We start from the raw sequence: 14673 nt of genomic DNA, 5'->3' as shown, positions 1-14673 counted from the left end.
AGGACTCAAATAAAAGTTGCGACCAAAAACCGGGGTTAGGCTTTAGCCTTTTTTGCCGGTGGTGCTTCAGGAACCGCTGGGGCGGGTGCGCCGATTGTATCACGCAGAAACGCCTTGAAAGGACCGAGTTTGCCGCCGTAGTTGCCTGCGGAGATTTTTACAATTCCAGGGCAAGACAGCGATGCTAAGACGCCTTCAGCCATGCCTTTGTTGATGGCGTCCAGCGTTAAGCCGTTCATGACGATCTCGTAGACGTTGGTTACGCCTTCGGGAACCACGGTGTCGGGCACGATGGTGCGCAGGGTGGGACAGTAGGCTTGGTTGGTGGAGGCTTTCATTTTGTATTTGAGTGAGCCTGCTTTGCTGCCACTGCGACATACGCCTCCTGGGAAGGGCATTATGACATCGGGGGCGTTGGCGCGTATGGCTTCGACTGCTGCTTCAGAAGCGACTAAGCCTTGCTCTTGAGTTTTAGCGAATATCATAAAGTTGCCGCCGGCGACGCCTTCCATGGCGCCGAATCCGTCTTCTACGAAGAAGTTGCCTTCCATAACGGGGATTTTCCAACATTTTCGTCCGCCGACTAGGGCTTTCTTCTGCCAGCCGTCTCCAAAGTAACGGAGGCTGCTGCCGACGGCGAGGACGCGTTTGCCAGTTAAACCGTTGAATGCGGTGGTTGTGGGGCAGGTCATGATGCATTGCCCGATGCGTTGCATGAGTTGGTGTTTGAGTTCGAATCGGTCTCTATTGTAGATTTGTACCAGTACGCCGGGGCGTTTGTCGGGGGTTTGGTCGGCGGGTACGTAGCGTTCGATGGCGGCTTCTGCGGGCGCCATGATGACGCTTGTGGCGAACCCAGTGGTTACGGACGCGGCGATTTGTGCCCATTTCTCGTTTTGGGCGGTGATGAGGATGCGGCTTGCCCAAAGCGGGAACATCTCTGCAAAGGTGTCCTGTACCTGTACAACCTCGCCGGAGGGCGATTTGACGTAAAACATCTTCTGGGTTTCATCGTAACTTTGGATTTCAACCTTAGAGTTATTCGACATTGAAGAGACCTTGCCTCTTGAGTGGGCTTTTGTATAATTTAAGAGTTTTCATGAATTTTAAGCTTTCAACTTGACCGATTCTGGACAAAAACAAACCCAAACACTCCCTTCTCGTCAACCTAAAAAGGACAGGAAACCAACAGCCAACCTCAAGTTGGAGGTCACTTCAGAGACCTGCCCCTCCGTATGTAAGTATAAATCGTAAAAAGAGTCCCAAAATGGGAATTTAAAGAGAAAGTGTAGTGGTTTTGCTTCTGGTTAGTGATAGGTTCTAACGGGTGTTGCTGATGCGACTAGCCGAGGCATTTTCTTAGTTTCGCCGATTCTGTGAGCGCCGTTTTTGCTTCTGTATCCTGTTTTTGTAGGTAGGAGAGTAGGAAGTTGTTGGTGAAGTTTTCATGTTTACGCTGAGCTACACCTTTGGGTCCAAGTTTGATGCCGAGTTTTTGTTCGACGGTGTTGAGGTCTTCTATAGCTGTGGTGATGGCTTCCTTGAGTTTGTCTTCTGCCATACCTGAGCGTTTGGCGACTGCGTGGCTCATTTCAAGGAGCATGTTTAGGTTGCCGATTGAGACGTATTCGCCGACAAGTTTGAGGTCAGAGTGCATTTTGAGGTAGTGCTTGTTTAGGGTAGTCCATTCTTGATCGTTAAGTTCAGCGAGTGCTTTGGCTCCTATGAATTCTGGAGGGAACCCGACGCTATAGAGTGCAGCTGCGAAGGATATGGCTCGGGGTAAGCAAACGCCTGCGACGCATCGGCTATATCCGAAGAGTCCAATGTGGAGTTTGCGGGCTCTACGTTGTGGCACGTATGCTGCGACGCTGTTGATAAAGGGCGCCATGACCTCGATTTGGCGTTCGTATTGTATTCGGCACTTCTCTAAAATCGTCGTTAGGATTTCGTGGTCTTCGTCTTCTATGATGTGGGGGGTGCCGTTGGGGAGACGTTGGTTGAGGATTTGGATGCATTCTTTGACTTGTTCTTGGGGGTAATCGTAGCGGAAGGCGGATTGGATAGTGACGGTGGATAAGCCTCGGTATTCTTCGAGGAAATTGTCAATGTTATCTGGTGAAAGGTGACCACGGAACGGTTTTGAACCTACGCCAAGAATCGGGTGGATTTCTGTGTCTTGCTGTTTTTCGAGTGCTTTTAGTTTGCTAAGCCCGATTTTGGTGAGCAACACTGCGGAGATGAAGCCGTAGTTGAGTGCGGGGTCGCTGCGTGCGATGAAGACCCGTTGCTGGCGGGGTTTGAAGGCTTTAAGGTAGGGTGCCACGATTTTGTCTACGTGGAGGATGCTGTCGTAGTCCTCGACTAGGGGGATGACTTGGATGGCTTTGGGGTTGAAGTTGCCTATCCAGTCTTTGACGGTGGTTCCCTCGTAGAGGGTGGCGTCTTGGGCTTCGACGATGGCTTTTTTGTAGTAGTTGTAGAGCATGATGATTTCTTTAGCTTCCGTTGTGAACGGAAGGATAACTTCAAAGATTGGGGCAACTTCCCGTTTGTAAACCAGCGAAGCCACGTCGTAGGCGACTGGGATGTTCTGTAAGGTTTCAACTATGATTTTTTTCTCGGCGCCCTCGATTTTGGGGTTTGGGATACGGTATGTGAGGAATACGTCTTCGCCGATGGTGTGGCTTGCAAAGTAGTCCCAGTATTTTTGGACGAGTTTGCGGGCGACGCGGGTGTCGGTGTCTTTGCCTTCGCTGTCCCACATGACTTCTTGACAGCCCAGATTGCTATATGCGTAATATGCCTCCATAACCTCGGCGTTGCCGTTGATGACTTCGTCTTTGTTCCACTCGGGCACGTTGGCGTTGTCGGGGTGCTGGGTGGACATGGTTTTGGGGATATTTCGATATTCGTTTGGGCTGCTCATGGAGTTTTCTATCCTAATTTGCTCCATGAGAGTTTAAACACGGTTTATTTTAATTTTACAGATATCTGACGCGAAAAATACCCTGAAACAGTCACTTTCGGCTCTAAAAGTTGTGGTTGGGGGATGAGGGTGTAAGTCCCTCGCTTATCTTTCTCCTTTCTCTCCTTTCCTGCTTAAACGAACAATACTCGTTTTCTATTTAAAAGGGATATTTCGATTTTCGATAGGTCCCCCATTATGCTTGGGGCCATGATTGTCCCTGTTGCTGCTGGCTACTGGGCGTAGAGAAATGCATCTGCATCAACAGCCACTTACCCTCACGCTTCTCCATAACACCTGTTAAGCGTCCTGGCAACTTGGATTGTTCTCCTCTGATGGCGAATTGGAAAGTAACGTCCGCGGCAAACCATGCAATCACGCCTGCCATGGATACTTTGGTGTCTCCAAGGTTGATTGATGCGGTTTCGGATTGTGCCCAGTCGCGTTTGGCGCTTTTGCCGAATTCTTCAGGACCAAGGGAGCGTTCGTCGGCGCCTGAACCGATAACTATCACGTCCTTGTCGGGCGCTACAACTGCTAACATGGCTGTTAGGTCTCTTTTTTGGTAAGCATCAAACATTTGCTTAAGCGTGGAGGTTACTTCGTTTTGCGTTTTGCTATCAGCTTTCATAAATAATCACAATAAGCCGTCTGTTTTTAGGTAATTTTAACTTATGTGCTTGCTTTTTGAGACAGCATTCACCCAGGAATTTGGCTTCATTTGTACGATATGACGTATGTGTCAGCAGTCACAAACACTCTGTTTCCATAAACTATGGGTATGTTGACGTAGTGGTCAAAGCTTCTCTCCCACAGGCAACCCCCTGAGTCTGCGTTTAAACACAGCAAACCTGCATTGCCGCTGACGAACAGTCGATTGTTTAGCAAAGCCATCTCCCCATTGCCAACACATGCAGCGCTGCTGTTGAGGGGTGTATACCATTTGGTGCTGGCATTTTGCAAATCCACTGCAATAACCATGCCTGCTGGACTGCTCTCTTCTGTGGTATAATGTTTGACGATATCCGTTCGAATAAGCGTCCAATAGACTGATTGATTTTCCGCATCAAGCAACGGTTTTGCTGTCCTCTCGAAAAAGTAAACCCCTCTGATAGAGGCTGAGTTCTTGATAACGTCAAGGGGGTCAACGTTGATTTTCCATTTTAGACTGCCATCTGAGATGTTTAATGCGTAAAAATAGCCGTCATGTGCAGCAAACAAAACCACGTCTTCGCGTATGATGGGTTCAAAGATGCTTGAGGTTGTGTTAAAATCCCAGCGTTTTTCTGCGCTGTTAACGTCTAAACAAACCATTGTGTATTGTTGCGGAATGCTTCCATTGATGATTAGTTCACTGGGTAAAGAATTCCACAAAATTACCTGCTGTCCTGACGTTATCGGTGCACCTGTGGAGCCTGAATATTTCCAGATTTCATCTCCACTATTGGGGTTCAAACGGTAAGTTGCCGCCCGATTAGGATTGTAGTGGACATAGATGTAAGTGCTATTAGACAAAGCGTTGCTCGCGCCGCCAATCACTTCATGCTGCATGAAATTGGACCAGAGTTCTTGGTTAGTCTCCAAACTGTACACGGCAATGCTGCTGCCGTGGGATGCAAACAATTTGTTGTCAGCGATGAATAACGTGGGGCTCCACTTGTATGAAAATTCATCCCCTAAAACGCCATAAGAATTTTCAATTTCACCTGTACGCTCATTAACTTGGTCTACGTTAAGCCCATTTGTTGCAACATACACTTTGCCGTCAAACGCAGCAACTTGAGTGCCCGCTATACTTTGATTCCAAAGCAACTGCCCATTGTTCGCGTCGTAACCCTGCAAACCGCCCCCACTGGTCTCTGCTATGAACACTCTTCCATCTGCAACGGCAAAATCATCCACAAAATGTTCTAACCCAACCTGCCAAACGATACTGTCCCCATCAGCGGTATCATAATGAGGTGTAAGTGTCTCTGCATAGAGTACCAGCGAAGCAGAAACTACGATAACAATTAAGCATGCGCTGGCACCTAAAACAAGACGCTTATGCATAAAGCCCTTCAGCTTTTAGAACTTAAGAATTTTACTAAATTAACCGTTTACTTAACGCGGCTTCTAGAGCTGTTTTGTCTTTGCCGCGGATTAAAAGCACTTTTTGCCTCGATGTCGCACCCGAAACAAGCTCCACAGCGGTGCCCAGTAGTTTGCTGGTTTCTTTGAGGATTTCTTTGTTAACTTTGCCCTTCTGGGGTTCCTCGGTAGCGTAAACGACGAATTCGTCTCCGTCTCGTTCAAGTTTGAATTTGGGGCTGTTGGGTTTCACGTAGATTGTGAGGAGGACGCCTTCTTGGGTCTCCTTGATGCTCATGGGGTGATGCACTCGGACTCGGGGCAGGATTCTTCGGTTTTGCGTTTCTGTTGCAACGCCCAGCTAAACTTGCTGCGTAGCGTTTTAGGGTAGAATTTTTCGATGTCAAACTTGACTTTCTTAGCCCACTTCACATATGCTGTGGGGTCAATGTAGCTTTTTAGCGAGGTGCCCAGATTGTATTCGCGGGTGAGCTTGGTGAGTTCGATGTCAAGTTTAGCCCGTTCAATACGCGCTTCTATGGACTCGACTTTTTTGCCCTCTGCCTTTTTGGTTTTCAGCTGAACTTGGAGCTCTTTGAGGTTGGCTTCTTTTTCTGCGACACGTTGGTCAAAGGTGGGCGGGATTTTGCGTTTGTGGTTAGCGACTTCGGCGACTTTGAAGTTAGCCATTTTCGCCGCGTAGGTTTTTTTGTAGTCAGGGTCAGCTTTGGTTACCCTGCTTTTGTCCAGTTCTTCTTTTAGGGTTTTAGTGCATTTCCAGGTACGAAACACCTTAGCGGTGAGCTTAGGCACTTTCTCGGAGAGGAAGCGGCTGACTTTTTTGCTGTCGATGCCTTCAAAGAGGTACTGGACTGATTTGTCCTTCTTGAAAGCAGCAAGGTTCTTGACGACGGCGGCGGGGGCCTGGATGGTTTTTACCCATCGGACGCTGTCTTTGCCTAAGAAGTCAAAGGTAACTTGGTCGCCTTCGATGCTAATGTGCTCATCACGCAGGGTGATGGCGCCTACAGTGTCGGCTTCGTCAGGGTCCTTTTCGTCGCCAACCCTCATGTTCACCGCGAAGATAAGCCAAGCAACTGTGGCTACTTTTCGGCGTTCCAATTCTTTAGCTTCAAGGTTTTTTAGGATGTGTTTTTCAACTTGACCGATTTGTTTGCCTAGGTTTTCGGCTTTTTTGAATTTCTCCATCTCACGGTTCTGCTTTAGAAATGCGGTGTCGCTGAACCAGACGTATTTGACTTTGCCTGTGAGTTTATCGATCCATTTGGCGACATACATCTTGTTGGGTTCCCAGGTGACTTTGCCTTTCCATCCCTCTGGGTTGGGGGTGTTTGGTGAAAGGTTAAGTGTAATGTCTTCTTGGCTGGGGCCTTCTTTCCATTTGCCCCGCTGCGGATGATCACCGCGTCCCGCAAATAAGCAGCTGGGTTCGGCGGTCCAGTTTGCCACCTCGAGACGTTGCCCATCCACCTCTGCGTAGCCGAAGTGGTCTCGGAGTTTTTGCCGTGCCTCTTTGCGTTCTTCCGCCTGCTTTTTCTTCTCCTCTTTGCTTACAGCAAGTTTAGCAGCTTTATCGGCTTCGACATAGCGGGTTACTTGGCTAAAATCGATATCTAACGCTAACGGTTTGCCGCCGTCGTTTTGGGGGTCTGGAGAATTCTCGATTTGATCCAGATATTTGTTGGTAAAGCCCTCAAGTATGGTGGCTTGGGGGTTTTCTTCTTTGAGTTTGCCGAGAAATTCCCGCATAAAATTCAGTTTGAACACTTTGTCTGGTGGCGCTATGGTGGTGGAGAGGATTCTGCGTGTCCACGCCATCGCCATAGGCTCGGTTTTTTCTGTAAGCTTGAAGGTTTGCCCTTGGATTTTTACGGTGAAGCCTTTGGAGTCGTATGGGGGCACGTATATGCCATTGTGCTTTAAACTCTTCATAACATGCTTCAAATGAGACACCTTGTTGCGGCAAAGTTTCTTTAGTCTGTCCAACTATAACATAGAGGGTTTTTTAATTTTTCGTTAGGTATTCTTTGGCTTTCCAATTGGCTTCTTTGAGGCTTAAAAACCTTCACCAAAACATGCGTCTTTCATCGGGGAAAAAGCTGTTTTTGACGCCGCGCCACACGGTCACTTAACAGTTTCTTGTAAACTGCCTCAACGTTCTTGCGTTCCACATATCCCTTGTGGGGTCGAAAGCCTCCGCTAAAGCCGCCGGGGATGTGCATGAGTTCATGGATGAGCGTTCTTTCTTTATCTTCAGGCGACATCTTGTCAAAAATCTCGGAGATGACCTCGATGGTGTAAGATGGCGGTAAGTTGAGGACGCCTTGCCAGATTTTGCCCAGCCCATGGATGCGGGCGATGGTGCGACGCGCTTTGCTGCCTCTGCTGCGGACGCAGAACACAAACTGGGGCACCACATGATAGAACTCGCATTCTTGCGCTAGTTGGTCTACTTGTTTTTTGATTTCTGGGGCGTCATAATATTTTATGGGCACACCTTTTCCCTCTTCCAACCTCTTGATGTAGTGGTTTGGGTTAAAAAGTTGCGTGCTTTCCCGCCTGATTTTTGCAAAGGCTCTACGGGTTGATTAGCCGATTAATCGTTTGAGGTAGGGGATTTTTGAGAGGGGATAAATTATGGCTGCTGTAATCACAAACACTATCGCTGCCATGGTGGGGATGCGTATGATGGGGTTATCTATGTAGGGTATGGTGAAGCCCAAGAGCCCTATCGCAAGAGTTTCAAGAACAATCATGTGCAGCAAGTAAATCGCCAGCGTATTGTGCCCTATCCAGTGAATCACGCGGTTAACGCTGCCAAAACGGCTTTCTGCGCGGCTGGGTGGAATGGCGATTAGTAGGGCGAAGAGGGCGGCGGAGGCGATTATCATGTTGAAGCTTAAGTAGCCATGGAAGTAGCCTGTGTAGGTGTGGCCTAACGTGGCGGTTACGAGCCAGTCGCCTATAATTGCTGTTAATAATCCAAAAATGAAGGCGGCGTAGAGTATTCCTGAGCGGATTTTGTTTTTCGCCAGATAAGTGCCTAGCAGGAAGTAGCCGACCCAATCCATGAAAATAAACATGAGTGGATTGAAGCTAAGGGTTGTGAAGGTGTGGATTATCGGGGTTATGACGGTGCCGACGAACCACAGGCTAAGTAGCAGGGTGAATTTTTTTCGGTCTAAATGTTTGACTAACACGCGGAGTATGGGTGTTACTGCGTAGAGTCCGATTAGCAGATACAAAAACCATAGGTGATCGTAGGTTCCCCCGATTACGCCTTGGGCAATGTTGAACAGCGATAATTGTTTGCCGTGTATGTAGTAGCTCCAGATAAAGTAGATAATGCTCCAAAAAATCATGGGAAATGCAATGCGGTTAAACCGTTTCTTAAAGAACACACCCAGCGGTTCATCGGCTTTGGTGGGTTCAAGCAGCAATGCACCTGATAGCATGACAAAGAGGGGCACACCCAAGTAGCCAAATGCGCCGTAAACATCCGATGTGAACCACCCCAGAACAACCTGAGGAGTGATTGTGTCTGAGTCGATGAAATAGGGGAATCCACAGCAGTGCACCAGAACAACTAGGAATATGGCTATTGTGCGAATTAAGTCTGGAGAATAACCAACCCCATTGTTCCCCTCCATTCCAGTATTTCCCCACCGAGTTAGCTCTCCCTTTACGATGGGTTAGCTAATAAAATTAACCAAAATCAACCCAAAATGTTTCTATGCAGATAAAAAAGTGGACGGTTAGAGCCTTTTGCCAAGCAACTTAGCTGCTTCCATCCAAAACGTCGAAACAAACGCAACCCCCACCACCAGTACCCAATCCAGCGCCTGCAAACTCGTAATCTGCAATGCTGCCTGTAGTGGCGCTAAAGTGGTGCCTGCCACCAAAACCGCAAACACCAGCAACGCCCAGAGTAGCATTACCTTGTTGGATAGTAAGCCTTCTTTGAGTAGGGGTTCTTGTTCAGAGCGGAAGTTGAAAGCTAAGAAAATGTGGCCAAACATCCATGTGGCAAATGCAACGGTTCGAGCATAGGTTTCCGCGTCGGCAGGGGTCATCGTGGCGGAGGCAGTGTACCACGCTACAAGGTAGGTGACTGTCACGGCTACAAAGAGGCTAATAGCGCCCAAAAACAGCGTTCTTAGCAGTTGCTTATTGATGAAGCGTTCTCTGGCGCTGATGGGCGGCTTCTTCATAGCGCCTGCTTCTTGGGGTTCAGCGACAAACGTGGCAGACGCCGCCAAATCCATAAACAACTCTAACACGATAATTTGGATAGGTGCAAACGGCAACGGAATGCCCAAGATTATTGGGATAAGGAAGATGCTGACTAAAGCAACTTTGCAGGCGAGGTAGTATCGGACGCCTTTGCGGAGGTTGCTGTAGAGTCGGCGGCCTTCTTTGACAGCGTTTTCTATGGTGGCAAAGTTGTCATCGGTCAAAATCATGTCTGCGGCTTCTTTAGCTACGTCAGTGCCCCGCAACCCCATGGCGATGCCGATGTGGGCTTCCTTTAGCGCTGGGGCGTCGTTGATGCCATCTCCAGTCACTGCCACGGTTTCTCCGTTCTCTTTGAGCAACCGCACCAACCGCAACTTATCCTCTGGAGTTGCCCGTGCAAACACAAAAGTGCTCCGCAGCGCCGCTTTTAGTTCGCTGTCGGGCATGTTTGATATGTCGCTGCCAGTTAAGACGCGGCTGTTTGGGATGCTGACTTGTCCCGCGATGGTTTTGGCGGTTTGGGGGTGGTCGCCTGTTATCATGATGACTTTGATGCCTGCCTGTTGACAGCTCAAGATGGCGCCGCGGACTTCTCTTCGTGGCGGGTCAATGAAGCCTGCAACCCCCACAAATACTATGTTCCCTTCAAGATTGACTCCAGCTTCATCATTCGCCGGTAGTCGGTGGTAGCCAAACGCAAGCAGCCGCTCTCCGCTTTTTGCCATCTCCACAATCACCCGAGTGGCTTCCTGTCTTATCTCGTCGGAAATTGCGGTTTCCTCTCCTCGAAGCAAGATGCGACTGGCATTCGCCAAGATTCTCTCAGGAGCCCCACTCGAGAGAACAACCTGAGCGTTTCCGTACTGGTAGATGTAGCTTGCAACTTTGCGGTTAACATCAAAACTTAACTCGTTCTTGAGTACCCAGCCCTCGGAGAGTTCAGCGATTGTGAGGTTTTCTTGCTTTAGCCGTTCAAGAATCGCCTGTGCCATCGGGTTGCCTATGAAGGCTTTATCGCTATAGTTACGCGGAGCATCGCTAGCAAGAAGTGCCGTTCGTAGAGCTGATTTCTCGTTAGGTCCAAACTTGACTGAGGCGGTGACAGCGCCGTCGAAGTAGAGATGTTCAAGGCGCATCTTGTTTTCGGTGATGGTGCCTGTTTTGTCGGTTGCTATAACAGTTACGTTGCCCAAAGTTTCCGCTGCCCGTAGCCGCTTAACAATGGCGCCTCGACGAGACAACGCGTAGCTGCCCACACCCAAAACCATAGTGATGATAATGGGCAACTCTTCGGGGATAACCACAAATGCCAATGACAGCCCATATAGAACAGCTTCGGCTGGACCCGGCTGCAACCCCCGAACATAACTGAGAATCGGGATTAAGATGCTAAAGAACAGCGCCACCCAAACCAGCGTCTTGGAAAGCTGTTTCATCGCCAATTGCAGTTCGGTTTTGGGTTCTTTGGCGGCTTGGGTTATGCCTGAAATTCTACCCAACTCTGTCCGTACGCCCGTGGCTGTAACGAGGGCTCTTCCGCTGCCCCGCGTAATCACCGTTCCCGTAAAAAGCATGTTCGTTTGGTCTATGATTGGCGTCTCTGCTGGTAACACGGCCTTGGCGTCTTTTTGAGCTGCAAACGACTCACCAGTTAACGAGGACTCGTCGATTTCTAATCCATACGCTTCTAAAAGCCGTGCATCAGCTGCAATCCGTTGCCCCACTTTAAGCAGAAGCACATCTCCGGGAACCAACACCGCAGTCTCCACCTCTACGGGTTGCCCATCCCGCAAAACCAACGCGGTTGGAGGCGCTAACTGCCGTAATGCGTTGACGGAGCGTTTGGCGCGGTATTCATTCCAGACCTCGGCTAGGACAAGGACTATTATGATGACTATGATGGTTGCTGCATCAGTGAACCCTGTGTTTGCAAGGAACCCCAAAACGCTGTATAAGACGCCTATGGCTAAGAGCAGCAGAATCATGGGTTCGGTGATTTCTTCTCGCAGAATTGATAGGAAGCGGATTTCGCGTGGCTGCACCAAACTGTTTTTGCCATACTGGCTGAGTCGTTGCGCTGCCTGTTGACTGCTTAAGCCACGCTGCGGATTTACGCCTAATTCTTCTGTGGCTTGTTGGGGCTGTTTGGAGTGCATTTGACTCATGGTAGTACCGTCTATAGTTTTCTTTGTGTTGGGGTTATAAACTTGCGGAGTCACATGCCCTAAAAAGATTGTGCAGATAACTTGCAGAATTTTTGCTTGAGCCTGTTTAGGTTTTTGGGTTTTCTGTTGCAACTGATGTGAGCAGGCAAAGCTGTGTGATTATTGTTTTATTTGTTGACTTTGTGATTGGCGTGTGGCTTCAGAAACGGCTCTTAACACTTAATTTGCGCCTTTTTGCTATTGTACGCAACCTTGGGTGTGCAATTTGTTTTTTGAAACCTATGGTGAGGGGTTTTACGCAAAACTTTATAACCGCGCCGCACGTTTTCTGTTCTAAAAAGGTAGAATCAAATTGAAATTCGGCACATACATGTTTGAAGCTAAGAAAGTTCCTGGCTTTGACTTTGACCTTTTCCGCACTAAGCCTGAAGTCGGAAGACGATTACCCCCCAAAGCTGATATGTACAGCAACGTCGCAATTTTCGGTGACAACGTAGCTGCACGCCTACACCCTGACTGGATTAGCCAATCAGACCTAGGCCCCGCATGGAGAACCAACGACAACTTCAACGTACGCTGGGAAGTACTCTGCCAAACACAACCCGAACACAGAGCAGAACAACTAGACTACATGGAAGACGTAGCACGCAAAAGTCAAGGTGTCTGGCTAAACAGCATTCACTTTGCAGAACACCACCACTGCATCTGCCCACGCTGTAAAGAACTCCACGCAAAAAGTGGTCTCTCATGGTATGAATGGAGACGCAAAGAAGTCAGCGACTACATGGCAGCAACAAGCGACCGCGTAATCAACAAAGCCAAAAAACCACTCTACATCGGCATCCTACCAGACCCTGTTACCAACTATGAACGTTTCGGCGTCTGGTTCGACGACTTGCTACCACTCACAACTGAAATGTTCGTCGTCATGTTCAGCAAGAACTACGCTACACCCTGGTACTGGGAAATGCTCACACGTAACTTCAAGAAACTCTTCAAAGACGTAAAGCTAAACATTGCACTATACGTCATCGGCCCCGGCGACGACCCCAAAGAAACCCCAACACCAAGCGAACTCCTCACCGTATCAGTCCGTATGGCACGCGCGGGCGCTGACGGTTTACTATACCTCACCGACAAAGCAGCCCAAATGCAAGAATTCCAAAAGAAAGCAATCGCAGAAAAAGACACTCGGGAACGCCTAAAGAGTTACGGCGGCAAAGCAGGCCAAGAAGTCCTAGACTTAGTAACAAGCTGGGAAAAACTCTTCTAAGCCCAAAAAGAATAACGCAGAAAACCTAGTGGCACAAGCCACTTAGGCTGCTCTTTTTTATTATATTATCTGAAGGGAGAACCGCAAAGCGGGAGCCCCACGCTCCCCGCCTAACTTATTTAAAAACAAAATGAGTTAGCTTATTTGATGTAAGCTAAGTTTTGGTTTTGAGTTTCATTGATCTCCTTCATCGATTCATAGTGGGCTTCGATGAGGATTTTTAGGGCGTCGATGTTCTTTTTTATGTCCTCCACTTCGCCGCTTTTCTGCAAAACACCTGACTGGACGAGTTGCTGATTGATTTTTTCCACTCCGACTTCGAGCACTTTGACTTTGAAGGCGAAAATCTGTAGCGAATACAGCAAAGTCAACTGAGAATTTAACCATTCCAACCGCTCCAACTCCACAGTTTTACGTACAAACGCCCTCATTTTCTGTTCCTGAGAGGCATCCGTCGAAGACAAGAGCTGGTCAAAAATTACCGAATGCTTCACATTCGCATCTTTTGCATCATCTACAGTTTTTTGAATCCGCTTTGCGGTTCTATCTAGCATTTCAAGGACTTCATCCATCAGGTCTACCCCAATTAGCCGTAATACGATTTCATCAACTCTCTGAGCCATTATATATAGCTTAATAACGCAAACCTGCTAGTTTTTCCTGCATAACCCTTTGTAAAAAGCGAAAATCTGCCACTTTCAAGGCGAAAAATGGCAGCAAACTGCAAGTAGCCTTCATTTTTTCTTTTTATTTCAAAGAGAAGCCTACTTTTTTGGTTGCATGGCTTTTAAGACATTTGCTACGTCCTTTTTAAGTAGGCTTTGCTGGTTCTCCTTGTAAACCGACATATCCAGCTTCCCCAACCCCTCCGCTATCTGTGAGTTGTATTTGCCTGTGGCTTCTGTGATGGTTTGGAGTCCTTGTATTGCCTGTCGGGCTGTTATGAATTTCTCGTCTTGGCAACACGCTAAGTACTTGCCGATTGTCCCGCCGAATTTGCCTTCGCTATCCCAGCGTACATTCTCAGCGAGCAGCATCAAACCCAAACTCCGCTGATACGAGTTGTCACTGTCAAGTTTCTTTTCTAATTCATCCCAATACGCATAGACGGCGGGGTGTTTTTTGGAATGCGCCTGAAGCAGTAAAAAGGCGTTGTAGCGTAGTTTGTCATCTTTTTCTTTGAGGGTTTCAACCAGAAAATCAAGGTCACCTGCTGTTAGGGTTTCTGCTGCTTTTGGGACTTCGGTTTTTGGAAGTGCTTTAAGGCCTGCTGTATCCATCGTGGTCGCCATTTCTGGTTTAGCCAACTGCGCTATAAATTTTTGCATAACTCCCCTGAACTTTACTCTTCTGCATCTTTAACCGATTACCGCTATTTTGCTCATTAACCCAAAAAATTAATATTCCCTAACGAAGGAGCAATCACTAAGCTGATGGGTGCATAAGTGTTCGAGCTTGCAATCTTCATCGTGTTATCTCTTACTTTGGAATGCGGCATGGGGATAGTGTATGGAGTGGCAATTGGCTACGACCCTCTGTTTGTTTTTACGGCAGCTATCCTCCTCAATTTCTTATCCGTGTTGCTTGTTACTTACCTGATAGAGGGGTTGATGAATTGGAAAAAGGGTCTTCGACCATGGCTGGAAAAAAAGCTGCAACGCGGCAGAAAAATCATTGACAAATACGGATGCATTGGCATCGTTCTAGGTATCGTGGTGCTCTCACCCATACAGTTAGCCATAATCGGCAAACTAATCGGTATTAAACCCAGCAAGCTCTACCCCTCGCTGTTCGGCGCAATCTTTGTGGTAGCGGCCTTCTTTTTCTGCGTTGCAGAAGGCGTCTTCAAATTCGTTCTATCCAACCCTGCTCTTCCTTGGTTAATTAGCCTAAGCTGGCTCTAAGCAAAAAAATTCAAATATCTTGCCAAACGAGTCTTC

The 14673-nt window shown here is 48.0% G+C and carries 13 protein-coding genes; 2 read left to right on the top strand and 11 right to left on the bottom strand.

Annotation, left to right across the window (positions count from 1 at the left end; all coding sequences use genetic code 11):
• Positions 1–35: 35 nt before the first annotated feature.
• The 9 genes from fhcD to NWE92_09990 all read right to left on the bottom strand — a co-directional run bounded on the left by fhcD (position 36) and on the right by NWE92_09990 (position 11592).
• Complete coding sequence (gene fhcD, locus NWE92_10030; GenBank protein MCW4029967.1) at positions 36–998, bottom strand: formylmethanofuran--tetrahydromethanopterin N-formyltransferase; 963 nt, start codon at positions 996–998, stop codon at positions 36–38.
• A 344-nt stretch (positions 999–1342) separates the two neighbouring features.
• Positions 1343–2956 carry a phosphoenolpyruvate carboxylase gene (ppcA, locus tag NWE92_10025; protein ID MCW4029966.1) on the bottom strand — a complete coding sequence of 538 codons (1614 nt, stop codon included), beginning with the start codon at positions 2954–2956 and terminating at the stop codon, positions 1343–1345.
• 208 nt (positions 2957–3164) lie between these two features.
• A complete protein-coding gene (locus NWE92_10020; GenBank protein ID MCW4029965.1) occupies positions 3165–3599 on the bottom strand; it encodes a nuclear transport factor 2 family protein in 435 nt (144 codons plus the stop codon).
• A gap of 86 nt (positions 3600–3685) precedes the next feature.
• Positions 3686–5020: a PQQ-like beta-propeller repeat protein gene (locus tag NWE92_10015; GenBank protein ID MCW4029964.1), complete on the bottom strand. Its 1335-nt coding sequence runs from the start codon at positions 5018–5020 to the stop codon at positions 3686–3688.
• Positions 5021–5054: 34 nt separating this feature from the next.
• A complete protein-coding gene (locus NWE92_10010) occupies positions 5055–5336 on the bottom strand; it encodes a DUF167 family protein (protein ID MCW4029963.1) in 282 nt (93 codons plus the stop codon).
• Positions 5333–7003: a DNA topoisomerase I gene (locus tag NWE92_10005; protein MCW4029962.1), complete on the bottom strand. Its 1671-nt coding sequence runs from the start codon at positions 7001–7003 to the stop codon at positions 5333–5335. Before NWE92_10005 ends, NWE92_10010 begins: the two co-directional genes overlap by 4 nt.
• Before the next feature lie 140 nt (positions 7004–7143).
• On the bottom strand, positions 7144–7554 hold the full coding sequence (locus NWE92_10000; protein ID MCW4029961.1) for a putative metallopeptidase: 411 nt from the start codon (positions 7552–7554) through the stop codon (positions 7144–7146).
• 93 nt (positions 7555–7647) lie between these two features.
• A complete protein-coding gene (locus tag NWE92_09995) occupies positions 7648–8709 on the bottom strand; it encodes an acyltransferase family protein (protein MCW4029960.1) in 1062 nt (353 codons plus the stop codon).
• 105 nt (positions 8710–8814) lie between these two features.
• On the bottom strand, positions 8815–11592 hold the full coding sequence (locus tag NWE92_09990; protein MCW4029959.1) for a cation-transporting P-type ATPase: 2778 nt from the start codon (positions 11590–11592) through the stop codon (positions 8815–8817).
• A gap of 220 nt (positions 11593–11812) precedes the next feature.
• Between NWE92_09990 and NWE92_09985 the strand changes: the two genes are divergently transcribed.
• Entirely contained in the window at positions 11813–12733 is a 921-nt protein-coding gene (locus NWE92_09985) for a hypothetical protein (GenBank protein MCW4029958.1), read from the top strand.
• A 140-nt stretch (positions 12734–12873) separates the two neighbouring features.
• Here NWE92_09985 and NWE92_09980 read toward each other — a convergent pair whose 3' ends face one another.
• Positions 12874–13356 (bottom strand): hypothetical protein, encoded by a 483-nt coding sequence (locus NWE92_09980; protein ID MCW4029957.1) that lies wholly within the window; start codon positions 13354–13356, stop codon positions 12874–12876.
• Between the two features lie 141 nt (positions 13357–13497).
• Positions 13498–14061 carry a hypothetical protein gene (locus NWE92_09975; GenBank protein ID MCW4029956.1) on the bottom strand — a complete coding sequence of 188 codons (564 nt, stop codon included), beginning with the start codon at positions 14059–14061 and terminating at the stop codon, positions 13498–13500.
• Between the two features lie 117 nt (positions 14062–14178).
• Between NWE92_09975 and NWE92_09970 the strand changes: the two genes are divergently transcribed.
• Positions 14179–14637: a small multi-drug export protein gene (locus NWE92_09970; protein MCW4029955.1), complete on the top strand. Its 459-nt coding sequence runs from the start codon at positions 14179–14181 to the stop codon at positions 14635–14637.
• Positions 14638–14673 lie beyond the last annotated feature (36 nt).

Source organism: Candidatus Bathyarchaeota archaeon (genome assembly GCA_026014745.1).
Lineage (GTDB): Archaea > Thermoproteota > Bathyarchaeia > Bathyarchaeales > Bathycorpusculaceae > Bathycorpusculum.
The sequence above is the reverse complement of the archived record's forward strand: the minus strand, read 5'-3'. Positions and strand labels throughout refer to the sequence as shown.

Coding starts and splice junctions, on each gene's coding strand:
- NWE92_10020 (MCW4029965.1), bottom strand. CDS start 3,599: ATGAAAGCTGATAGCAAAACGCAAAACGAAGTAACCTCCACGCTTAAG.
- NWE92_09975 (MCW4029956.1), bottom strand. CDS start 14,061: ATGCAAAAATTTATAGCGCAGTTGGCTAAACCAGAAATGGCGACCACG.
- NWE92_09995 (MCW4029960.1), bottom strand. CDS start 8,709: ATGGAGGGGAACAATGGGGTTGGTTATTCTCCAGACTTAATTCGCACA.
- ppcA (MCW4029966.1), bottom strand. CDS start 2,956: ATGGAGCAAATTAGGATAGAAAACTCCATGAGCAGCCCAAACGAATAT.
- NWE92_10010 (MCW4029963.1), bottom strand. CDS start 5,336: ATGAGCATCAAGGAGACCCAAGAAGGCGTCCTCCTCACAATCTACGTG.
- NWE92_09980 (MCW4029957.1), bottom strand. CDS start 13,356: ATGGCTCAGAGAGTTGATGAAATCGTATTACGGCTAATTGGGGTAGAC.
- NWE92_10015 (MCW4029964.1), bottom strand. CDS start 5,020: ATGCATAAGCGTCTTGTTTTAGGTGCCAGCGCATGCTTAATTGTTATC.
- fhcD (MCW4029967.1), bottom strand. CDS start 998: ATGTTTTACGTCAAATCGCCCTCCGGCGAGGTTGTACAGGTACAGGAC.